This is a genomic window from Burkholderia dolosa (assembly GCF_902499135.1).
GTDB classification, from domain to species: Bacteria; Pseudomonadota; Gammaproteobacteria; order Burkholderiales; family Burkholderiaceae; genus Burkholderia; species Burkholderia dolosa.
The window spans coordinates 158,882-181,906 of record NZ_CABVPR010000001.1; the positions used below are offsets into that span (position 1 = coordinate 158,882).

The following is a 23,025-nucleotide window of genomic DNA, read 5'->3' on the forward strand; positions in this document are numbered from 1 at the left end:
CGATCGGGTTCATCGGCGAACGCGGCCGCCATCGTGCCGGCCGCGGACAACGCGCACATGCGCAGCGGCAGCCAGCATGTTTTCGAATACCACCGATCTCGATCTCCGCCTCATCCGGGTCTTTCTCGCCGTCGTCGACGCGCGCGGCATCACGGCCGCCGAAGCATCGCTCGGCGTGCGGCAGTCGACGATCAGCACGCAGCTTTCGGCGCTCGAGACGCGCGTCGGCTTCAAGCTGTGCGATCGCGGCCGCGGCGGGTTTCGCCTGACGTCGAAGGGCGAGCGTTTCGCGGCGACCGCGCGCACGCTGGTCGCGGCGACGTCCGAGTTCGTCGCGCGCGTGCGCGACATCGATCGCAAGCTGGTCGGCACGCTGTCGATCGGCCTGATCGGGCAGGCGCCGCTCGTCGAGAATGCGCGGCTCGCCGATGCGATCGGCGCGTTCCGCCAGCGCGACCAGGCCGTCACGTTCGCGATGAAGATCGCGTCGCCGCAGGAGCTCGAGGAAGGCCTCGTCAACAATCAGCTCGATCTCGCGATCGGCTATTTCTGGCATCGCGTGCCGGGGCTCGACTACACGCCGCTCTTCACCGAGCAGCAGGCGATCTATTGCGGGCGCGGACACCCGCTGTTTCATGCGTCGCGGCCGGTGACGGCCGACGATCTGCAGGCGTACGACTGGGTGTGGCGCACGTATCCCGTGCCGGAGGAACAGCTCGCGCTGCCGGAGCGGCGCGTGACCGCGAGCGCGGACAGCATCGAGGCGGCGACCGTCCTGATCCTGTCGGGCGGCCATCTCGGCTATCTGCCCGCGCATTACGCGGAGCCGTTCGAGCAGCGCGGGCTCGTGAAGGCGGTCGGACGCGCGACGTTCGGGTTCGACGTGCCGATGCATCTCGCGATGAAGCGCAGCGCGAGCGGCAAGCCGATCGTCGATGCGTTCTGCGACGATCTGCGTCGCGCATTCGACATCGGCACGCGTGCGCTTGCCGCGTAGGCGTGCGCGTGTTGCGTACCCGATGCCGTGCGCCGCGCGACCGCGTCGCGGCCCACGACGCAGCGTGGCGATCGCCGCTTACGCGTCGATCCGCTCGACCTTGCCGACGAGCAGCCCGTACGACAGGCTGCCGGCCAGCGCGAGCGCGGCGATGTACGTGATCGCGCGTGAGAAGTCGGCGCCGTCGACGAGCAGCCCGATCACGATCGGCGTCGCGATCGCGGCGAGATTGCCGATCAGGTTGAACACGCCGCCGGTCAGGCCGAGCAGCCGCGCCGGCGCGAGCCCCGACACGAGCGACCACGTGATCGACGCGAACCCGTTGCCGAAGAACGCGATCGTCATGAATGCGATGACCCAGCCGGTCGAGCTCACGTAGTTCGCGCCGATGATGCACGTCGAGATCAGCAGCCCCGAGATGATCGGCAGCTTGCGCGCGAAGCCTTGCGACGCGCCGCGACGCATCAGCCAGTCCGACAGCAGGCCCGAGCACAGCACGCCGACGAACGCCGCGAGAAACGGCAGCGATGCGAGAAAGCCGGACTTGATGAAGTCCATTCCGCGGTACTTCACCAGATAGGTCGGGAACCACGTGAGGAAGAACCACAGCGTCGAGTTCAGCGCGAACTGGCCGAGATAGATGCCCCACAGCTTGCGCCGGCCGAGCACGATGCCGAGATCGCGCCACGTCGACGGCGTGCGCTCGCGCCGCGCGGCGATGCGGTCTTCGAGATCGACGAGTCCGCCGCCGTCGCGGATCAGCGCGAGCTCGGCCGCGTTGATGCCGCGGCATGCGCGCGGCTCGCGATACACCGCATACCAGATCGCCGCCCACACGATGCCGACGAGCCCCGTCGCGACGAACACCATGTGCCAGCCGAGATGCACCTGCAGCCATGCGAGGATCGGCGTCAGGAACGCGAGGCCGACGAACTGCCCGGACGTGTAGCCGCCGATCGCGCTCGCGCGTTCGCGGGTCGGGAACCACGTCGTCACGACGCGGTTGTTGATCGGATAGGCGGGCGCCTCGAGCGCGCCGACCGCGAGACGCAGCACGACCAGTCCGACGAACGAACCGGCAAAGCCGAGCAGCAGCGTCGCCGCCGACCACAGCGCGAGCGCGCCCGCGTACAGCACACGCGGCGACACCTTGTCGACGAGCCAGCCGCCGGGAATCTGCATCAGCGCATAGGTCCAGCCGAACGCGGAGAACACGAGGCCCGCGCGCACCGGGTCGATGTTCAGCGCCTTGAACAGCTCGGGCGCGGCGATCGACAGATTGCTGCGGTCGAGATAGTTGATCACGACCGTGACGAACAGCAGCGCGAGGATCAGCAGACGCTTGCGGGTCGGCGGCGCGGTCGTTGCGGGTGCAACGGAAGAATCTTGCGAGGTCGCGGCGCGCGCGTGTTGCGGCTGCTGCTGCGGCGGGGACGCATCGTCGATGCGGGACGCGGAAGGGGCCACGGTCGTCTCCTGTGTTCTGTGCCCGGCCGTCGCCCGCGTGGCGGAGCGGCCGTATCGAATGGCGTTGGAGCAAACGTTAGAGCGGCGCGGCCGAGCGCGTCAACATTTGGGCAGGCTTCCCTATTACTGGGACGCGTGCGGTCGTTCTTCACGAACATGCGGGACGATGATCGGCACCGTGCGCGTGCGGCGCTCGATTGACGAAGCGGCCGCGTGCGCGTGCCGACGCGCATCGACTCGCGCGCGGGGCGATGAGTCAGCGCGCGAGGGAAGTGCGTTTCCGGTACGACGCCGATATCGACCGTGCATGAAATCGGCATCGGCGCTCGCGCAGTACAGCGGCAGTCGCGAGCGGCGGGCCGTGCAGCAGCGCACGCGCCGCAGGCCGACGCGCGCGCTTGCTCACGAGGTTCAGCGTGCGAGCGTGACGAACAGATAACCGGCATAGCCGGCGCCGTTCGCGAGCAGCGCCCAGATCGCGAGCCCGTGCGTGCGCGCATGAATGCGCAGCCACAGCGCGGCCGCGATCGTGATGATCACGCCGGTCAGCACTTCGGGGCGCGGCTCCCACGGCGTCAGCATGATTCCGATCGCCGGCAGCAGCGTGCCCTGGAACACCATCGCGCCGGTGATGTTGCCGAACGCGAGCGTGTCCTTTCTGCGCCGGATCCACAGTACGCTGTTGATCTTCTCCGGCAGCTCGGTCGCGATCGGCACGATGATCAGCGACAGCAGCAGCGCCGAGACGCCGATCAGCTGCGATACGCGTTCGACGCCGTGAATGAAGCCCTTCGCGCCGCCGACGAGCAGCGCGACGCCGAGCAGCAGCTGCAGGGCGATCGTCGCGAGGTTGGTCGGCATGCCGATACGCGACAGGAACATCGCGTGCGGCGCTTCGGTGCCGTGTCCGGCATCGACGAGCCGGCTCGATGCGCGGAACGTCATGAACACGTACAGCACGTAGATGCCGACCATCGCGGCGGCCAGCAGCGCGCGAATGGCCGAGTTGTGATGCGGGACGAACATGGCGCCGGCGGCCAGCACGAACGCCGCGAGGAAGTAGTTCAGGTCGCGCACGAAGCCGGTTCGTTCGGGCGCGATCGTGCCGCGCAGCCCGCGCGAGCCGATCACCGCGACGGACATCAGGAACGTGGTCAGCGTGGCGAGCATCAGCGGCGCGCCGAGAATCGCGCCGACGCCGATTTCCTCGTTCACCGCCTGATTCGACGTGCCGCCGATGAGCGCGAGCAGCGGCACCATCGTTTCGGGCAGCGCGGTGCCGACGGCCGCGAACAGCGAGCCTGTCACGCCTTCGGAGATCTTCAGGCGTTCGCCGAGATGTTCGAGCGCGTTCGTGAACAGTTCGGCCGCGACGAGGATGACGATCAGCATGAACGCGAGTTCGACGAGCATGACCGTCATGCCGCACCTCCGCAGGCACGGACGACGGAGACGGTGAAGCGCGGGAGGACGACGGAAAGAGACATGGGGACTCCGTGGTCGGACGTAGACGATAACCATGGCGCATCCGCCGACGTCCGACCGGGAACGACGCGATGCGCCTCTGGTCTCGCCAGACCGATTCGGCCGAACGCGCCACGGCCGGCGGCCGAGTGTGTTGACGCGTTCGCTTTCCGGCAGCGGAAAGCAGGCTACTCCCAAAAGACGTCGGCCAGTCTAGCGGAGCGGATGGTGTTCGGCAAGCTTGCGCCGGCCTTGCGGCCCGTTGCGCATCGATCGCGCCTGTGAGCGCTGCAATGCGTTCGTCGTGCCCGCCGCACGCGCCGCATACGGCCGCCACGCGCGTCGTCCGGCGCTCGCCGGATGCGGTGCCGCCCGGCGCAACGCGTCACCGCGTTCGATCGACATGGAAATAATTACATTCCCCTGTCTTCCGGTTACTACAAACTGTCATCGAGCGCCGCTAAGCTTTCGCCCATCTCATCACCGGGATGCCTGTTATGCGCTCGACGATCCGTTCGTTTGCTTCGCTGTTGCTGCTGCCTGCGCTGGTTGCAGCACCGGCATTCGCCGCCGGCGCGGCGCCGGTCAGCCCGAACTGCGGCGGTAGCGCGACGCCGATCGCCGACATTCAGGGCGCCGGCGCGCCGTCGCCGCTCGCGGGCCGGACCGTGTCGATCGAAGCGGTCGTCACCGCGGATTTCGGCGGCACCGACGGCTTCGGCGGCTTCTTCGTCCAGCAAGCCGATTCGCAGCGCCGCAACCAGCCGGGCGTGTCCGAAGGGCTGTTCGTCTATGCGCCGAAAGCGCGCGCGAAAGCCGGTGATCTCGTGCATGTGACCGGCAAGGTCGAGGAGAAGTACGGTCAGACGCAACTGACGCTCGCCGGCGCGATCGCGGTGTGTGCGAACGGCCAGACGGTCACGCCCGCGACGCTCACGCTGCCGGTCGACAATCCGAACGCGTTCGCCGCGTACGAAGGGATGCGCGTGCGGCTGCCGCAGACGCTGACCGTCACCGACACGTACGAGCTCGGCCGCTACGGCAGCGTGCTGCTCAGCAACGGCCGGCTGCGTACGCCGACGAGCGTCGTGCCGCCCGCGTACGCAAAGACGCAGATCGATGCGAACGCACGCAACCGGCTGATTCTCGACGACGGCTCGAACAAGCAGAATCCGGCGAGCGTTCCGTATCCGGCGCCGCAGCTGTCGGCCGCGAACACGCTGCGTTCGGGCTACACGGTGCGCGACGTCGAAGGCGTGCTCGAGGTGCGCTACGGCGCGTGGCGCGTTCAGCCGCTGCCGGATGCGGCCGCGCCCGCGTTCGACGCGCGTGCGAACCCGCGCACGCGCGCGCCTGCACGCGCGCCGCATTCGAACCTGCGCGTCGCGTCGTTCAACGTGCTGAACTACTTCAACGGGAACGGTGTCGGCGGCGGCTTCGACGATCCGGACAATCGCGGCGCGAAGACGTATCAGGAATTCCTGCGTCAGGACGCGAAGATCGTCAGCGCGCTGAAGGCGCTCGATGCGGACGTGATCGGGCTGATGGAGATTCAGAACAACGGCTACGGCGAACTGAGCGCGGTGCGTCAGCTCGCGGCGAAGCTCGGCAGCCACTGGCGCGTGGTCGATCCGGGCACGCCGCGGCTCGGCGGCGACGCGATCGCCGTCGCGATGATCTACGACAGCCGCAAGGTCGAGCCGGTCGGCCGCGCGGCGACGCTCGCGATCGACGACAAGAACCGCCAGCCGCTCGCGCAATCGTTCCGCCGCATCGGCGGCAAGCAGGCGCTCACCATCGCGGTCAACCATCTGAAGTCGAAGAACTGCCCGGACGCGGCGAACGACGATCTCGATCAGGGCGACGGTCAGGGCTGCTGGAACGCGACACGCACGCGTGCCGCCGCGAAGCTCGCCGACTGGCTGGCCGGCACGCCGACCGGCGTCGCGGGGCAGGGCGTGCTGCTGATCGGCGACTTCAACAGCTACACGTTCGAAGATCCGATCCGCGTGCTCGAAGCGCGCGGCTATCGCAATCTCGTGTCGCGCTGGGTCGGCGCGGACGCATACAGCTACGTGTACAACGGTGAAGCCGGCTATCTCGACCACGCGCTGGCGTCGCTGCCGCTCGCATCGCACGTGAAGGCCGTGCACGAATGGCACATCAACGCGGACGAGCCGATCGCGCTGCAGTACACGCTCGCGTACAAGTCGGCCGAACAGCAGAACACGTACTACGCGCCGGACGCGTATCGTTCGTCCGATCACGATCCGGTGCTGGTCGACATCGCGCTGCCGGGCGGCGGCCGCTGACGAACGCCGGAGTTTGTGCCGGGCGGACCGCGGCGCTCGATAGCGATACCGACACGCGGCCACAAGCAGACACGCGCGCGGCCCACGATCGCCGTCTGACCGTGAATGCCCCGAAGAGCGCCGCAATGCGGCCGCGCGCATCGCGATACCTGCCTGAATACCGTGTAAATAATTCCGCGGCGTGTTCGGGATCATTATAAAAATCGGTATTTTCAGGATGCGAGGCCTTATTAAGGCGGGCGATCCCGATTAATCGATTTGGATAATTAGAATGAAAGACAAATCCTGTCGATTTGAAAACTTCCGGAAGCCGCGCTTCGATCATTAAAAGAAACGGCCATCATGCGGAACCCGCGCGGCGCATGCGCGATCGGCGCCGCAATAAAGCCGATCGATCGCGAATAACCGCGCTTTCTTTCAAAATCCAGACACTGACGTTCGTCCGCATCATAAGAACATTTTTAATATCGGAATGATCTTTGACAACGCGGCGCAGCACCGCCTATTTTTGTTTCTGTCGTAAATCTCGTCATACAAAAAGTCGTTCAAAACTGCAGGGGGCGGCGTTCGAGCATCCATCTCCGCCAGCAGTTTGCTGTGTCTGTATCGATTCAGTCTCTTGAAGAAGTGCAATCCCCAACCGCCGTATGCCGACCGGGCAGCGCGAGTGGCGGGTGAGCGTGCGCGTCTCGCCGGCAAAGGCGGCCTTTGTGAAGCGGCATTCGTACCCCACACCAAGGACAGAGGCATGAAACCAGACAGGAGCAGTAGCGGCAGCCGCCGTGGCCGTCATGGCCGGCTGGCCGCGCTAGGCGCATTGGCCGCGATGACCGCGGTGCTCGCGGCGTGCGGCGGCGACGATTCGTCGTCGGTCGGCGTATCGAGTCTCGCGCAGGCCACCGCGAGCCGGCAGGCGAGCGCGCAATCGTCGGCCGCCGGACAGACGTCGGCCGCGAACCAGCCGTACGTCGATCCCGTCGCGTATTCGATGAACGCGACCGACGGCCTCGCGCCGTCGCAGGTGTCCGAGAAGGCGGCGGTGATGCACTACCAGTGGAACGGCGGCGGCACGACCGTCAACTACACGACGACCACCGGCCATCTGACCGCGCAGGACGCGAACGGCAACCCGGAAGCGTCGATGTCGTACGTCGCGTACACCGCGCCGAGCACGAACGGCAAGCCGCGGCCGGTCACGTTCGTCTATAACGGCGGCCCCGGCTCGTCTTCGATCTGGCTGCGTCTCGGCGCATTCTCGCCGACGCGCGTCGCGACGCCGGACCCGCTGTTCGGCAACGACTGGCCGAACTATCCGCTCGTCGACAACCAGGAAAGCCTGATCGACACGACCGATCTCGTGTTCATCGATCCGCCCGGAACCGGGCTGTCCGAAGCGGTGCTGCCGAACACGAACCAGAAGTACTGGAGCACCGACGCGGACGTCAACATCATGCGCGACTTCATCCAGCGCTACCTGACGGTCAACAACCGCGGCAGTTCGCCGATCTATCTGTACGGCGAGTCGTACGGCACGCCGCGTACCGACATGCTCGCGCTCGCGCTCGAATCGGCGGGCGTGCATCTGACGGGCGTCGTGCTGCAGTCGTCGATCCTCAACTACTTCGCGGATGCGGTCGAAGCGGTCGCGATCACGCAGTCGACCGAAGGGCTGCTGCTCGACACCGATACCGTCGCCGGTTATCTGCCCGGCTACGCGGCGGTGGCGGCGTACTTCAACCAGGTATCGCCGGCGCCGGCCAACCAGGATCTGTATGCGCTGCAGACGGAGCTGTTCACGACGCTCATCTACAACCAGCTGCAGAAGTATTCGCAGTCGTGGGTGCTGAGCCAGCTCGGCATTCCGGATGCGCTCGGCACGCCGGTGTTCCCGAGCGACGCGACGCTGCGGTTGTGGTCGCTGCCGTCGAGCCTGACGGTGCAGGCGCTGCGCGGCTACTTCAACGCGAATCCGTTCAACACGAGCCTGCTGCCCGGCACGACGATCGGTCGTTACGACGGACGCGTGTCGTTGCCGAACTCGGATCCGCGGCTGCAAAGCGACGGCGATCCGTCGGACATCCTGATTTCGCAGCCGTTCACGAACGCACTCGCGACGCAGATGCCCGACTATCTCGGCTATACCGCGCCGAACGCGACGTACCTGCCGTTGAACGACGCGATCATCGAGGTATGGGACTTCTCGCACGACGGCCAGCCGATGCCCGACACGATTCCCGATCTGCTCGGCGCGCTGCAGCTGAATCCGAAGCTGAAGGTGCTCGCGGAGAACGGCCTGCACGATCTCGCGACGCCGTTCTTCAACACCGAGAAGCAGCTCGCGCGACTGCAGACGGTGAAGGGTTTGAATCCGAAGCTGCAGGTGAACTTCTTCCAGGGCGGGCACATGACGTATCTGGACGACGTCGCACGCCCACAGATGAAGCGCGACCTGAAGCTGTTCTATCAGGGCAAGCGGATTCCGACCGCGCTGACGCTGCGCATGCTGCCGCCGCCGTGGCCGGACGAGAATCCGGCCGGCACGCCGACCGGCAGCACGCCCGGCGGCGCGACGGCCGCCGCGACGCTGGCCGCGGCGCCATGAACCGGCGCGCAGGCGTCGAACGAACTCCCTGTTCCTTTACCGAATGCGAGCGATCATGTCCTTACTCAACTCGATGCGGCGTATCTCTTCGTTGATCGTCGCCGGCGCGATGGCAAGCAGCGCGTATGCGCTGCCGCCGCAGGCCGTCGCGCCGGTGAAGCTGCCGCGCGGCGCGCACGGCGTCGACGGTCCGTTCTTTCCTGCGACGCGCGCGGCGCCGGTGCTGCCGTCGACCGGTGCGACGCTGCAGCAGCAGGCGCAGCAGCGCGTCGACGCGCGGCTCGGCGGCAATACGGTGCTGAGCAACGGTGCGGCCGTCACGAAGGCGCAGGCACAAAGCAGCGGCCTCGGCTTCGTCGCGCAGCACTTCGACGAGATCGATGCGAAACACACGGGCCGCGTGACGATGAGCGATGTGCGGCAGTTCATTCAGCAGCGACAGTTGCAGCAGCAACAAAACCAGCAGGAGTAGCGAGGTAGCGGTGCACGCGGGCGACGGTCGGCGTGCGATGCGCACCGACCGTCGGCGCGTTGACGATGCGCCGTGCCGCGTCGCTCACGCGGCTCGATCGTGACGTCGTTTACTCGGCCGATGCCATGCGCCGGCACGCGAGCTGGTTCCACAGCGCAGCCGATCGGCTCCCGCTTCGGCAATACGCGAGCACGGGCTTCGCGAGCGAGTCGAGCAGCGCATCGAACGCGTCGACTTCCGCATCGCCGATCCGGTCGCGTTCGACCGGCAGATAACGCGCGTCCATCCCGAGTTCGCGCGCGACCGCGGCGATTGCGTCGAACGCGGGCTGATCGGCCTCTTCGCCGTCCGGCCGATTGCAGATCACCGAGCGGAAGCCGGCGCTGCGGATCGCTTTCAGGTCGTCCGGCACGATTTGCCGCGACGCGACGAACCCCGTCGACGCGGCCGATCGGCATTGCTCGATCGCGCGCCGGAAACAGTCGATCGCGAAGTCGACGTCCTGCTCGGTCGTAAAACGGCCGAAGCTGATGCGAACGGTGCGGCTCGCTGCATGCGCATCGACGCCGATCGCCGTCAGCACGTGGGACGGTGCGCCGCTGTTCGAATTGCACGCGGACGTCGACGACACGGCGAGCGCATCGCCGAGCATGAACGGGAAAAAGCCCGGCGCATTCACGGTGAGGCTCAGCGTGTGCGGGATGCGCCGCGCTGCCGCCGCGTTGTGCGTGACGTCGCCGAGCGCGAGCACCGCTTGTCGCAGCCGTGCGTTGAGCGCCGCGATTCGTGCGGTTTCGCCGGCGAGTTCGTCGGCTGCCAGTTCGCATGCGACGCCCATGCCGACGATCTGATGCGTCGCGAGCGTGCCCGAGCGCAGCCCGCGCTCGTGTCCGCCGCCATGAATCTGCGGTGCGATGCGGGCGGCGATTTCGCGGCGCACGTACAGCGCGCCGATCCCTTTCGGACCGTACACCTTGTGCGCGGACATCGACATCAGATCGATGCCGAGCGCGTGTACGTCGATCGGCGTCTTGCCGAGCGCCTGCGCGGCGTCGACGTGGAGCAGCGCGCCGGCCGCGTGCACGACGCGGGCGATCGCGCCGACGTCGGTCAGCGTGCCGAGCTCGTTGTTCACGAGCATCAGCGATACGAGCCCGGTGTCGGGACCGATCGCCGCGGCCACTGCGTCCGCCGTGATTTCGCCGTCCGGTGTGGGCGACAGGAAGGTAACCGTCATGCCGCGCTTCGACAGGTTCGCCATCGTGTCGAGCACGGCCTTGTGCTCGATGCGGCTCGTGATCAGATGGCGCCTGTCGGTCGCGGTATCCGCATAGCCTTTCAGCGCGAGGTTGTTCGACTCGGTGGCGCCCGACGTCCAGACGATTTCGTCCGCGTGCGCGCCGATGAGCGCGGCGACCTGTTCGCGCGCGCGCTCGACCTTCTGCTTCGCGACGCGGCCGGCCGCGTGCGAGCTCGATGCAGGATTGCCGAAGATGCCGTCGATGCCGAGGCAGGCCGTCATCGCTTCGATGACTCGCGGGTCCGCGGGCGTCGTCGCCGCGTAGTCGAGGTAATGCAACCGGGTGCTATCGCTCATGTTTTTCTCTTGCGCTTCGGAACGGGAGAAATGATACGGGCGGCGACGGGGAAAAAGCCTCCAAATTGGGCTTTGTATTGCGTCGGAGATAGGAAAATATTTGCGCGACGTGCGGTTGCGGAGAATCGGTTTCTTCGTCGGGTCGGCGGGATCGCGAGCCCGTGTCTATCGATCGGGATCGGAATCGGAATCGCGATCGGCCGCGCTTCCGCTTCGCGGCGGGCCTTCGACGGAAAATCGCCGACAGATTCAGAGAGGCTTCTGCGCGCCGCGCGTCGTCACTCGCCGTACACGTCGAAACTGAAGTACTTTCTCGCGATCCTGTCGTAGGTGCCGTCGCTGCGCATGTCGGCTATCGCTCGATCGATCCGCGCCTCGAGATCCGTATCCTGCTTGCGTAAGCCGACCGCGGTGCCCACGCCGAAGATCGTCGGGTCGGTCAGCGGCTGTCCGGCAAACGCATAGTCGGCGCCTTCCGGCGTATCGAGAAAACCGTATTCGGCCTGCGCCGCATTCGTCAGCGTCGCGTCGAGCCGGCCGTCGACGAGGTCCGCATAGACGAGCTCCTGATCCTCGTACGACACGACGATCGCGCCGTCCGGCTCCCAGTACGTCTGCGCATAGCGTTCCTGCGTCGACCCTTGCACCACGCCGATCCTTTTGCCTTTCAGCGACGCCGGTGTCGGCAGCAGCCCCGCGCCTTTCCTCGCGACCAGCCGGGCGGGGATGTCGTACAGCTTCGACGAGAAAGCGATCTGTCGCGCGCGTTGCGGCGTGATGGACAGCGCCGACACGATGCCGTCGAATTTCCGCGCCTGTAACGCGGGGATGATGCTGTCGAAATCGCTCTCCACCCATACGCACCGCGCGTGCATGCGGCGGCAGATCTCGTTGCCGAGATCGATGTCGAAGCCGGTCAGGCTGCCGTCCGGTCGTTCCGAATGAAACGGCGGATAGCTTGTCGCGGTGCCGAAGCGAACCGTCGTCCAGTCGCCGGCATACGCGCTCGTCGTCGATATTGCCAACAGCACTATCGCCAGAAGATGCGGTTTCCTCATCTGCGTTTCGTCCATGCCGGTTTGGTCATCGTTGGACGGGAGTTTAGGGGGCGTGCATTAGCCGACACTTAGTCGGCTCGGCGGGACGGTGGTTGTCGAACTGCTGTTGCAAGCGGGGCAGGTCGACAGGAGAGCGCGCCGTTTTTCGGGAAGAAGGAAAGGATGCCGCCGATCTGCAAGCGATGCGCGGTTCGGCGGAATGAAGGTCGGGAAGCGCGGAAGCGGTTCACGCACGGGCACGCTCGTACTTCGGCCAAGCTCGCGGCCGGGTACGCAGGTCGGGTGTCCCGATCGAATCCGACTGTGTCGTGGCGCGGCATAAGCGCCGGACGCGCGCCGCACGCGCTAACACTTTGCTCAGTCTCGCCGCGTACAGTTGCCGCGGCCGCTATGTTGCGGCGGATTCCACACAGGATTTCCCCGGTTACGCGCTTATGATCCGAATCCTTCAAACCAGCATGCTTCGGCGTTTGCCGCTATTGCTCGCTGCCTGCTTCCTGTCCGGTTGCGGCGGTTCGAGCAGCGGATCCTCCGACGATCCAGAGCTTGCGCAGGCATCCATGATGAAAAGCGCGGCGCCGGCGACGATCGCTTATTCGCAGCTCCCGGACGGATCGTTTGCGCTCCACCTGAAAAATGCCAGTGACGGCCGCCTTCCGGACGATCAAATCTACGTTGAAATCGTGAGTCAGCCGGACGGGAAGGTCACGGCCGTCGACGCGACGAGTACGAACGTTCCGGACGGGCCGGAAGGCGACGGCACGCTCGGTGCGGTCGGTACGTTGACTAGTGGCGACGATCTCGCCGCTCACGCGTTCACGCTTGCGCAACTGACGAATCACACGCTGTACCTGCCCGGCGATGCGCGGTACCTCGGCACCCGCATTTACGTGTCGGTTCGCCGGCGGCTGCAGATGCCGGTCAATGCGGTCGCGGACGGCTACACGCAGCCGAACATCGAGAATCCGTCGGATCCGAACTATGCGACGCCGTTCGACTGGTTCGAGATGACGTATGCACCGCAAGGCCATCCGAAGGTGGCGTTCGGCGGCAACATCACGCAGGTCGACGGATTCAGTATTCCGATGTCGTTCGAAGTGAAGGGTGTCGGCAATACCGACATCAAGCGCGGCATCACGCTGGGCGTGGGATCGTCGTCCGGCGTCGACACGCGCGACCAGTTGATGAACAAGTATCTCGATCAGCCTGGACTGGACGAGCCGTTCAGGACGCTGGTACAGAAAGATCGCGACGACGAGGTGATACGGCTCGTCGCACCGTATCACGGCGCCGCTTTCAAGCCCGGCGGCGCAGCGCAACGCTATTTCGACGGCTACGTCGACCACGTGTGGCGGTACTACTCGATTCATGAGCTCGACTTCAACGACCAGGCGGACGGCACCGGCAATCGATATCGAGGGCGTGTAGTGCCGGGCGCGAACGGCGAGCGGGTTTTCCGTGTCAGCCGCAACGACGGCCCGACGTTCGACATCGCCAAACCCGGCACCGACGACGTCTTTACCAACAACGGCACGCTGCAGCCCGGAGGAACCGACGCCAATGCGTTCGGTGCGCTGCTCGCTGCCGCGATCAACCGGCATGTCGCGACCCGCGCCCGGAACTGGCTCGATCCGTCGAGTTTTTATCGGGCGTCGCCGTCGAATCAGTGGGCGCACTTCTGGCACCAGGTGAGTATCGACGGGCTTGCGTACGGGATGGGGTTCGACGATACCGCCGACCAAAGCTCGGTCGCCATCCTGCCTGCCGACGAGAATCTGAAGAGCCTGACGATCTCGATCGGGTGGTAAGCGATCGACGTCGCGCGTGCGGTTGCGGAAGTTTGACCGGCTGGCAGATCGGATCGCGGCCGAATGCGGTCGACATGTGCGGCCGGTTTCGATGCGGCGACACGATTTGCGCTCGCGCAACCGCGTGGGACAAGTCGGTCTGCCGGCGGACGGGAACGCGGGAAGCGGGGTTCGGGCGGGGGAATGGCGGTGTGCGGGGGCGGCGTGTGGTCGTGTCGCGCTGCGAGCGAGCCGCGGAACTGCCCCCGGCCCCCACGCATGCGGTGCATGCCGCGTTCTTGCACCGAACATGCGTGTGCCGATCACGGCGAGCCGCTGCGACGTGTCGGCGAAAGCTGGTTCTAAGCCGCTGAAGGAGTGACGCCGTAGCTCGTTAACCGATGGTTGTGCATGCACCGGTATCGGCGGGCGTTTTCGCTTGAAACGATTCGAAGTTGCTCGTCACACTCGACATTCCCCATCTGTCACTCCACCGTCACCGACTTGGCCAGATTCCTCGGCTTGTCGATATCCGTCCCCCTCGCCAACGCCGCGTGATACGCGAGCAATTGCATCGGGATCGTATGCAGGATCGGCGACAGCGGTCCGTAGTATTCGTTGAGCCGAATCACGTCGATCCCGTTGCCCGGCGACAACCCGCAGTCCACGTCGGCAAACACGAACAGTCGCCCGTTGCGCGCGCTGACCTCGTGCATGTTCGACCGCAGCTTCTCGAGCAGCATGTCGTTCGGCGCGACCGCGATCACCGGCATCTCGTTGCTGACGAGCGCGAGCGGCCCGTGCTTCAGCTCGCCGGCCGGATACGCCTCCGCGTGAATATACGAAATCTCCTTCATCTTCAGCGCCCCTTCGAGCGCGATCGGATAGTGCATGCCGCGGCCGAGGAACAGCATGTCGTCGCGGCGGGCGAGCAGTTCCGACCAGCCCATGATCTGCGGCTCGAGCGCGAGCACCTTCGACATCGCGTCCGGCAGATGGCGCAGCGCGCGCAGATGCGTTTTTTCGTCGTCGTCGCTCAATCGCCCACGCACCTGCGCAAGCGAAAGCGTGAGCAGGAACAGCGCGACGAGCTGCGTCGTGAACGCCTTCGTCGACGCGACGCCGATCTCGATCCCCGCGCGCGTGACGAACTGCAGCGTGCATTCGGGCATCAGCGCACTCGTCGCGACGTTGCAGATCGCGAGCGTATGCGTCATCCCGCGCTGCTTCGCGACGTGCACCGCGCCGAGCACGTCGGCCGTCTCGCCGCTCTGCGACACGGCGACGACGAGCGTGCGCGGATTCGGCACGCTGTCGCGATAGCGGAATTCGCTCGCGATCTCGACGCTCGTCGGCAGCTTCGCGATGCTCTCGATCCAGTATTTCGCGGTGAGCGCCGCGTGGTAGCTGCCGCCGCACGCGAGCAGCAGCACCGAATCGACGTCGTTGAACACGCGCCACGCGCGATCGCCGAACAGCTCAGGCATGATCGACGCGACGTCGAGCAGCGTGTCGGCGACGGCCTGCGGCTGTTCGAAGATCTCCTTCTGCATGTAGTAGCGATACGAGCCGAGGTCGGCCGCGCCGCTGTGCGCGGCGACGCGCTGCACCGGACGATCGACGCGCTGCCCGGCCGCATCGACGATCCAGTAGCGATGCAGCTGAATATCGGCGACGTCGCCGTTCTCGAGATACGCGATGCGATCGGTGATGCCGGACAGCGCGATCGCATCGGACGCAAGGAAGTTCTCGCCTTCGCCGACGCCGACGACGAGCGGCATCCCGTCGCGCGCGCCGACGATCCGGTGCGGCTCGTCGCGGCACATCACCGCGATCGCGTAGCTGCCGCGCAGCCGCGCGACCGCGCGGCGCACCGCGTCGAACAGGTCGCCGTCGTACAGATGATCGATCAGATGCGCGATCGCTTCGCTGTCGGTCTGGCTCGCGAACACGTAGCCGTGCGCTTCGAGCTCCGCGCGCAGCGCGTCGCAGTTCTCGATGATCCCGTTATGCGACAGCGCGATGCGAGCGTTCGCATCGCTCGGCGAGAAGTGCGGATGCGCATTCAGCGTGACGGGCGCGCCGTGCGTCGCCCAGCGCGTATGCGCGATGCCGGTGTAGCCGGACAGCCGTTGCGCGGCGATGTCGCGCTGCAGGTTCGCGACGCGATCGACGCTGCGCGCCCGCGCGAGCGCGCGGTCACGGTACACGACGACGCCGCACGAGTCGTAGCCGCGATATTCGAGCCGTTTGAGCCCGTCGACGAGGTTCGGGAGGATGTCCCGCTGGGCAACCGCCCCGACAATTCCACACATGCTCTGCTCCGTAAGATCGTGTCCGAATCGATGACAGCGATGGTAGAAGCGGTGCTATGGAATTTAATTTCAAAATATAGACGTAAATGAAATGGGATCGCGATCGGCTATGATGTTGAAATTAAATTTCACATCCGACCAGGCGATTCACCGATGGCGACCCTTACCCTCGACGATCTCGATCTGCGCATCCTCGCGATCCTGCAGGACGACGCGTCGCTCTCGAACCTGCAACTGGCCGAGCGCGCGCTGTCGTCGCCGCCGACCTGCATGCGCCGCGTGCGCCGGCTCGTCGACGCCGGCGTGATTCGTCGGCAGGTCGCGATGCTCGATCCGGCCGCGATCGGCACGACGGTCACCGCGATCATCGAGATCAGTCTCGACCGGCAAACGGCCGAGGACTACGACGCGTTCGAAACCTACGTGTGCGCGGAGCCGGCAGTCACGCAGTGCTATCGCGTGTCGCCGGGGCCGGATTTCATCGTGATCGCCGATCTGGCCGACGTCGCCGAATACGACGAGTTCGCGCGGCGGCTATTCACCGGCGCGTCGAACGTGCGCAACGTGCGGACGTTCTTCTCGACGCATCGCGCGAAGTTCGAGACGAACGCGCAGGTCGCGCATGCGATGCGCAAGCGCAGCGGCCGGTGAACGGACTGCGGGCCGCCGCCGCGCGATCGGCAGAGAACCGCAGCGCTCAGAACGCGAGCGCCTGCTGCGCCGGATGATGCGCGCCGCGCCGGAACCCGGCGCCTTCGAGCGACAGCAGCGCACGCTTGCGCTCGATGCCGCCCGCGTAGCCGGTCAGGCTGCCGGACGCGCCGACGACGCGATGGCACGGCACGATGATCGATATCGGGTTGCGACCGACCGCGCCGCCGACCGCGCGCGCGGCGCTCATCGGCAGCCCGACGCGTTCGGTGAGTTCGCCGTACGACACGAGCGTGCCGAACGGAATCGCGAGCAGTTCGTTCCACACGCTTTGCTGAAACGCGCTGCCGCGCGGCCGAATCGGCACCGAGAACGTCGTGCGCGCGCCGGCGAAGTATTCGGCGATTTCGTGCGCGATCGTGCGCGCGAGCGGCGCGTTGCCGAGCACGTCGGCGTCCGGTGCGATCGCGAGCGGCGGATAGTACTTCTGGCCGACGAAGAACAGCCCGGTCAGCGCATCGTCTTCGATGCGCACGGCGATGTCGCCGAGCGGGCTGGAAATCAGATGAGCGGGAGTCATCGCAAAGCATCTCCATGAAGGCGCCACACGTGTAGCGCCGCATACGCGCGCCACGGCGCCCAGCGCGCGTCGTCCGGCGCGGACGACATCGTGCGCGGCGGGCGCTCGGCGGCGCGTTCGCGAAGCAGCTCGACGTCGGCCGGAAAAGCATTCGGCCACGCCATCGCGCGCATTGCGACGTATTGCACCGCGCGTTCGTCGAAACCGGGCATCGCACGCAGCGCGGCGAGCGTCGCGTCGAGCGGCGCCATCGGTTCGAGCGCGAGCGTACCGTCGGCCACCGCTCGGGCGAGCGCGACGATTGCTTGCGCCGGCGCGTTGGCGATGCCGATTTCCCGGAGCGCAGCCGCCGGCAGACCGGCCAGCGTCGCGGCAGACGGCAGCGTGTGCGTCAGGCCCGGCAACGCGGGCGGCGCGCCGTTCAGCGGCGTGCCGAACCGTTCGGCGATGCGCGCGACAAAGGCGCCCGCGTGCGCTGCCGCAAGATCTTCGCCGGCGACCGCGCGCATCGCGATCTCGAGCCCGTCGAACGCGCCGGGCACGCGCAATCCGGGCGAGCCGTCCGCGAGTTCGCCGAGATGCGCGTCGATCACGTCGGGACGGCTGTCGAGATCGAACAGCCGCCGCACGCGCGCGAGCACGGCCGGTACGACCGGCGTCAGCGTGGACGATACGGTGACGGCGAGCGCGAACCGGTTCGGCACGTGGGCGACGGACACCCAGCCGGTCAGGCGGCCGCCGCCGCGCGGTGCCGGCAGTTCGACGGTGCGCGCATAGCGCTGCGCATCGACCTGCTCGACGCCGTCGATCTGCCGCTGCGCGAGAAAGCGCATCAGTTCGACCCACGCGAACGGCGGCCGGTAAGGCAGCGGGAACGTCATGTCGCCGCCGGCGTTCGCGCCCGCACCCGCGCCTTTGCGCACGCGCAGCGGGTTCAGCCCGTAGCGCTGCCGGAACAGGTCGTTGAAGCGGCGGACGCTGCCGAACCCGGCCGTCGAGGCCACGACGGCCAGCGGCAACGCCGTGTCGGTCAGCAGCCGCTTCGCCATCAGCAGCCGCTGCGTCTGCGCGAATTCGACCGGCGACACGCCGAACTGCGCGGTGAAGATCCGGCGCAGATGCCGCTCGGTCACGCCGACGCGCCGCGCGAGCGCGTCGACCGAGTGTGCGTTCAGATAGCCGTCTTCGATCAGCATCGCGGCTGCGTCGGCCAGATTGCCGGACAGGTCGAGCAGCCCGTGCCCCGGCGCGAGTTCGGGCCGGCAGCGCATGCACGGCCGAAAGCCCGCCTTCTCGGCGGCTGCGGCGGTCGGGAAGTAGCGGCAGTGGCCGGCTTTCGGCGGCTTCACCGGACAGACCGGGCGGCAATACACGCCGGTCGTCGTGACGCCGACGAAGAACCAGCCGTCGAAGCGGCGGTTCCGCGACAGCAGCGCGTCGTAGCAGGTGTCGGGATCGAAGTGCATGCGGCGACTGTAACGCATCCGCGCGCCGCGTTCTGGCCGAAATCGGACATGTGTATCGGCGTGCCGCGCGCGCCGCGTCGGTGTGGAAAACGGATAGAAAACGATTAATGCCACATTGCGAAGCAGTCGTCTTTTTTCGGCCGTCGAAATTGAGACGACTCATCGAAATCCCGGACTGACAGCGTACAGTCGGCCGCCGTATGCTCGGAAAAACGTTTTCCATTTCGATCGGCGACCGACGGTGCCGCGCAACGCGCGGCACGGCGGCCGCCCCGGCGCCTGTCGCCGGGCACGAAACACCGCGCGGCGCGACAGGCGCGGCCGCGCATGGAGACATTCATGCAATCTGCCGTCGTCGGCGCGGTGCGCGCTGCCGCCAGCCGCTACCGCTGGGCCGTGTGCGCGCTGCTGTTCTTTGCGACCGTCATCAACTACATGGATCGGCAGATCCTCGGCCTGCTCGCGCCGATGCTGCAGCACGACATCGGCTGGAGCCAGGTTCAGTACGGCCGGATCGTGATGGCGTTTTCCGCGTTCTACGCGCTCGGGCTGCTCGGCTTCGGCCGCATCGTCGACTGGCTCGGCACGCGCATCTCGTACGCGGTCGCGATGCTCGTGTGGAGCATCGCCGCGATGCTGCACGCGGCGGTCGGCTCCGTGACGGGCTTCGCGCTCGTGCGCGCGCTGCTCGGAATCGGCGAAGGCGGCAACTTCCCGGCGGCGATCAAGACGACGGCCGAATGGTTTCCGCGCCGCGAACGGGCGCTCGCGACCGGCATCTTCAACTCCGGTGCGAACATCGGCGCGGTGTTCGCGCCGGCGATCATTCCGGCGATCGCGGTCGCGTACGGGTGGCGCGCGGCGTTCGTGATCGTCGGCGCGATCGGCATCGTGTGGCTCGCGGTGTGGCTCGCGTTCTATCGCACGGCCGATACGCGCGCGCTCGCCGCCGAATACGACGAACCGCGCGACGAAGCCGAAGCGCTCGACGCGGCGAACGCGGACGCCGGCGCGCCGCGCTGGCGCGAGCTGATCCGCAAGCGCGAGACGTGGGCGTTCCTGATCGGCAAGTTCCTGACCGATCCGGTCTGGTGGTTCTATCTGTTCTGGCTGCCGAAGTGGCTCAACGAGTCGCGCGGAATGGACATGCAGCACATCGGCCTGCCGCTCGTCTGCATCTATGCGCTGACGACGGTCGGCAGCATCGGCGGCGGCTGGCTGTCGTCGATGCTGCTGCGTGCGGGCTGGGGCGTGAACGCGGCGCGCAAGACGACGATGCTGATCTGCGCGTGCTGCGTGCTGCCGATCGCGTTCGTGTCGCAGGTACAAAGCCTGTGGATCGCGGTGCTGATCGTCGGCCTCGCGGCGGCCGCGCATCAGGGCTGGTCGGCGAACCTGTTCACGACGGCGTCCGACCTGTTCCCGCGCCGCGCCGTTGCATCGGTCGTCGGCATCGGCGGGATGGCCGGCTCGATCGGCGGCGTGCTGTTCTCGGAAGTGATCGGCCAGGTGCTGCAGCGCACGGGCCACTACTGGGTGCTGTTCGCGATCGGCGCGCTCGCGTATCTGCTCGCGCTCGCGGTCATGCACGTGCTCACGCCGAAGATGAAGCCCGCGAAGCTCGATGCGTGAGCGCGGTGCCGCATGCGGACGCGCCGCGCGGGCGGCGCGTTTTCACATGCGGACCGCGAACGCCGCGCGCAGCGGATAGGCGGGTGTCGGGATCGAGGGCGGGCGACCGGCATCGGGCGACCGGCATCGGGCGACCGGCGCCGACCGCCGCGCTTCAGGTTGCCGGCGCGGTCGACGCGCGCATGATGAGCCGCGGCTCGAACGTCGAATAGCTCGCGTCGGTGCGGCCGGCGAGCGCATCGATCAGCTTCTGCATCGCGAGCTCGCCCATGTTCTCGCTCTGGATGTCGACGGTCGTCAACGCGGGCGCCGCGTATTCGCCGTACGGCACGTTGTCGACGCCGGCGACGGACACGTCCTGCGGCAGCCGGAACCCGAGCGACGCGGCTTCCTTCATGAAGCCGAGCGCAATCAGATCGTTGTAGCAGATCACGGCCTGCGGCCGCTGCGGCCCGAGCAGCACGCGCGAGCACGCACGCTGTCCGGCGTCGGCGGTCGGCGCGTGCGCATCGTGCACGTCGAGCGTGAGCCCCGCTTCGGCCAGACAGTCGCGCGCGCCCTGGATCCGTTCGTCGTTGACGCGCGCCGGCCCGAAGCCGAGATACGCGATCCGCGTGTGGCCGAGATTGAGCAGATGACGCGCGAGCATGTACGTCGACAGCCGGTTGTCGATGCCGACGCTCGGAATCGGCAGGCCGGGGCTGCGCCGCAGCAGCACGAGCGGCTTGTGCAGATCGAGCATCCAGCCGGCTTCCTCGTCGGGCATCCGCGTGCTGACGATCAGCCCGTCGACGCGCTGCGCGAGCGCTTCGATCAGCGAGCGTTCGCGCGCCTGGTTCTCTTCGGTGTCGACGAGCAGCAGCGTGTAGTCGTGCTGCAGCGCGACGCGGTTCGCGCCTTTGACGACGTTCGTGAAGTGCGGGTTGCTGATGTCGAGGATCACGAGGCCGATCGTGCGCGTGCGCCCGGTGATCATCGAGCGCGCCAGCGGATTCGACCGGTAGCCGAGCCGCTCGATCGCGTCCTTGAGCCGCGCTTCGACGGCCGGCGAGAAGCGCTGCGTGCCGTTCACGTACTTCGACACCGTCGCGACCGATACGCCGGCTTCCGCGGCGACGTCGCGGATCGTCGGGGAAACTTTTTTCATCCGGAGGGTAACGTTTTCGTTCGAGTACCGGCGATTGTGGCAGAAAAAGCCGGCGCGCGGCCACGCGCCGATATCGGGAAAGTGCGGATGGCTGCAAGCGGCTTCGGCCATTGACGCCGCGCTTTTGTCGCGCGTATAGTTGGAAAACGTTTTCCGATTCCGGCTACGTCGGGATCATTTCAGGACAGATTCAAGGAGATTCGATGAACGCTTCATCCACCGAAGCGCGCAAGCCGTTCCGGCGCGTGCTGCTCACGGGCGCGGCCGGCAACCTCGGCCGCCAGTTGCGCGGCGCGCTGGCGAACTGGGCCGACGTCGTGCGCGTCAGCGACATCACGGCGCTCGGCGACGCGGCCGCGCACGAAGAAACCCGCGTCGTCGACCTGGCCGATCGGCCGGCCGTGATGCAGCTCGTCGAAGGCGTGGACGCGATCGTCCACCTCGGCGGCATTTCGGTGGACGCGCCGTTCGACGATCTCGTCGATGCGAACATCACCGGCACTTACAACGTGTACGAAGCGGCGCGCAAGCACGGCGTGAAGCGGATCGTGTTCGCGAGCTCGAACCATGCGATCGGCTTCCATCCGGTGACCGAAGTGCTCGACGCCGATTCGCCGCAGCGGCCGGACAGCCTGTACGGCGTGACGAAGTGCTTCGGCGAGTCGCTGTCGCGCTACTACTACGACCGCTTCGGGATCGAGACCGTGTGCCTGCGGATCGGCTCGTCGTTCGAGGTGCCGAAGAACCCGCGCATGCTCGTCACGTTCCTCAGCTATCGCGACTTCATCGAGCTCGTGCGCTGCTCGCTGCTGACGAACCGCGTCGGTCACGCGATCGTGTACGGCGTGTCGGACAATCCGGTGAAGTGGTGGGACAACACGAAGGCCGGCTTCCTCGGCTTCCGGCCGCGCGACAGCTCCGAGCAGTTCGCGCACCTGTTCCCGATCGCCGCGCCGACCGCCGATGACGACGATCCCGCGCAGCGGTTCCAGGGCGGCGGATTCGTCGTCGGCGAACCGATGGAGCGGCCGCGGTAACGGTGCCCGGCGGCCCAGCCGCGTTCGCACGAGCGGCCCGGCGCGGCCTCGCTCCGCCTCAACGCAGGATGTCGGTCGCCTTGTGCCGTTCGTCGACGCCGTCGAGCAGGATCACCGGGCCGCTCGCGTGCCGCGCGCGCAGCGGCTGAATCTGCTGGTACGCGTCGGACTCGTACCACGCACGCGCGGCGCCGAGATCGGGAAACGCGATCGCGATCAGATCGCCGTGCCACGTGCCTTCGCGTACGTCGGCGCGCGCGCCGTGAATCACGAAGCGGCCGTCGAACGGCGCGAGCGTGCCGTCGATGCGTTCCAGGTATTCGACGATGTCGTCGCACATTTCGACGTCGTGCAGATGGGCGATCGCATAAGCGGTCATGGCGGCTCCTTCAGCGATGAGATCCGGGGATCGATGGAGCCATGATCGGGCCGCGCGTGCCG

Annotated in this window: 17 protein-coding genes and 1 riboswitch; of the genes, 8 read left to right on the forward strand and 9 right to left on the reverse strand. The window is 66.9% G+C overall.

Annotation, left to right across the window (positions count from 1 at the left end; all coding sequences use genetic code 11):
* Positions 1-76: 76 nt before the first annotated feature.
* Complete coding sequence (locus BUB20358_RS00745; RefSeq protein WP_035974873.1) at positions 77-997, forward strand: LysR family transcriptional regulator; 921 nt, start codon at positions 77-79, stop codon at positions 995-997.
* Between the two features lie 78 nt (positions 998-1,075).
* Here the strand turns inward: BUB20358_RS00745 and BUB20358_RS00750 are convergent, their stop codons facing one another.
* Both BUB20358_RS00750 and BUB20358_RS00755 read right to left on the reverse strand, forming a co-directional pair.
* Positions 1,076-2,464 carry an MFS transporter gene (locus tag BUB20358_RS00750; protein WP_006766778.1) on the reverse strand — a complete coding sequence of 463 codons (1,389 nt, stop codon included), beginning with the start codon at positions 2,462-2,464 and terminating at the stop codon, positions 1,076-1,078.
* Positions 2,465-2,875: 411 nt separating this feature from the next.
* Positions 2,876-3,886, reverse strand: coding sequence for a sodium:calcium antiporter (locus BUB20358_RS00755; protein ID WP_035974877.1), 1,011 nt, complete (start codon positions 3,884-3,886; stop codon positions 2,876-2,878).
* A 74-nt stretch (positions 3,887-3,960) separates the two neighbouring features.
* Positions 3,961-4,137: riboswitch (yybP-ykoY riboswitch) on the reverse strand.
* Between the two features lie 288 nt (positions 4,138-4,425).
* Between BUB20358_RS00755 and BUB20358_RS00760 the strand changes: the two genes are divergently transcribed.
* The 3 genes from BUB20358_RS00760 to BUB20358_RS00770 all read left to right on the forward strand — a co-directional run bounded on the left by BUB20358_RS00760 (position 4,426) and on the right by BUB20358_RS00770 (position 9,314).
* Positions 4,426-6,240, forward strand: coding sequence for an ExeM/NucH family extracellular endonuclease (locus BUB20358_RS00760; protein WP_035974884.1), 1,815 nt, complete (start codon positions 4,426-4,428; stop codon positions 6,238-6,240).
* A 748-nt stretch (positions 6,241-6,988) separates the two neighbouring features.
* A complete protein-coding gene (locus BUB20358_RS00765; protein WP_006766781.1) occupies positions 6,989-8,842 on the forward strand; it encodes a S10 family serine carboxypeptidase-like protein in 1,854 nt (617 codons plus the stop codon).
* 55 nt (positions 8,843-8,897) lie between these two features.
* Positions 8,898-9,314, forward strand: a complete 417-nt coding sequence (locus tag BUB20358_RS00770) for a hypothetical protein (protein WP_035975407.1) — start codon at positions 8,898-8,900, stop codon at positions 9,312-9,314.
* Positions 9,315-9,423: 109 nt separating this feature from the next.
* Here the strand turns inward: BUB20358_RS00770 and BUB20358_RS00775 are convergent, their stop codons facing one another.
* On the reverse strand, positions 9,424-10,911 hold the full coding sequence (locus BUB20358_RS00775; protein WP_006766783.1) for an aminotransferase class V-fold PLP-dependent enzyme: 1,488 nt from the start codon (positions 10,909-10,911) through the stop codon (positions 9,424-9,426).
* Positions 10,912-11,189: 278 nt separating this feature from the next.
* Positions 11,190-11,969, reverse strand: coding sequence for an ABC transporter substrate-binding protein (locus BUB20358_RS00780; protein ID WP_035975408.1), 780 nt, complete (start codon positions 11,967-11,969; stop codon positions 11,190-11,192).
* 563 nt (positions 11,970-12,532) lie between these two features.
* Between BUB20358_RS00780 and BUB20358_RS00785 the strand changes: the two genes are divergently transcribed.
* Positions 12,533-13,777 carry a beta-1,3-glucanase family protein gene (locus BUB20358_RS00785; protein ID WP_223296993.1) on the forward strand — a complete coding sequence of 415 codons (1,245 nt, stop codon included), beginning with the start codon at positions 12,533-12,535 and terminating at the stop codon, positions 13,775-13,777.
* Positions 13,778-14,241: 464 nt separating this feature from the next.
* On the opposite strand, the gene glmS is transcribed toward BUB20358_RS00785, so the two are convergent.
* Positions 14,242-16,071, reverse strand: coding sequence for a glutamine--fructose-6-phosphate transaminase (isomerizing) (gene glmS, locus BUB20358_RS00790; protein ID WP_006766785.1), 1,830 nt, complete (start codon positions 16,069-16,071; stop codon positions 14,242-14,244).
* A 153-nt stretch (positions 16,072-16,224) separates the two neighbouring features.
* Here glmS and BUB20358_RS00795 point away from each other — a divergent pair, with 153 nt between their 5' ends.
* The gene (locus BUB20358_RS00795) at positions 16,225-16,722 is read left to right on the forward strand and encodes an Lrp/AsnC family transcriptional regulator (protein WP_006766786.1); all 498 of its coding nucleotides are present in this window, start codon (positions 16,225-16,227) and stop codon (positions 16,720-16,722) included.
* A 46-nt stretch (positions 16,723-16,768) separates the two neighbouring features.
* Here BUB20358_RS00795 and BUB20358_RS00800 read toward each other — a convergent pair whose 3' ends face one another.
* Positions 16,769-17,302: a methylated-DNA--[protein]-cysteine S-methyltransferase gene (locus BUB20358_RS00800; RefSeq protein WP_035974889.1), complete on the reverse strand. Its 534-nt coding sequence runs from the start codon at positions 17,300-17,302 to the stop codon at positions 16,769-16,771.
* Positions 17,299-18,786, reverse strand: coding sequence for a DNA-3-methyladenine glycosylase 2 family protein (locus BUB20358_RS00805; protein ID WP_035974891.1), 1,488 nt, complete (start codon positions 18,784-18,786; stop codon positions 17,299-17,301). Before BUB20358_RS00805 ends, BUB20358_RS00800 begins: the two co-directional genes overlap by 4 nt.
* 321 nt (positions 18,787-19,107) lie before the next feature.
* Here BUB20358_RS00805 and BUB20358_RS00810 point away from each other — a divergent pair, with 321 nt between their 5' ends.
* Positions 19,108-20,400: an MFS transporter gene (locus BUB20358_RS00810; RefSeq protein WP_006766789.1), complete on the forward strand. Its 1,293-nt coding sequence runs from the start codon at positions 19,108-19,110 to the stop codon at positions 20,398-20,400.
* A gap of 154 nt (positions 20,401-20,554) precedes the next feature.
* Here the strand turns inward: BUB20358_RS00810 and BUB20358_RS00815 are convergent, their stop codons facing one another.
* Positions 20,555-21,658, reverse strand: coding sequence for a LacI family DNA-binding transcriptional regulator (locus BUB20358_RS00815; RefSeq protein WP_006766790.1), 1,104 nt, complete (start codon positions 21,656-21,658; stop codon positions 20,555-20,557).
* A gap of 92 nt (positions 21,659-21,750) precedes the next feature.
* Between BUB20358_RS00815 and BUB20358_RS00820 the strand changes: the two genes are divergently transcribed.
* Entirely contained in the window at positions 21,751-22,584 is an 834-nt protein-coding gene (locus BUB20358_RS00820; RefSeq protein ID WP_006766791.1) for an NAD-dependent epimerase/dehydratase family protein, read from the forward strand.
* Positions 22,585-22,642: 58 nt separating this feature from the next.
* Here BUB20358_RS00820 and BUB20358_RS00825 read toward each other — a convergent pair whose 3' ends face one another.
* Complete coding sequence (locus BUB20358_RS00825; RefSeq protein WP_006766792.1) at positions 22,643-22,963, reverse strand: DUF1330 domain-containing protein; 321 nt, start codon at positions 22,961-22,963, stop codon at positions 22,643-22,645.
* Between the last annotated feature and the right edge of the window lie 62 nt (positions 22,964-23,025).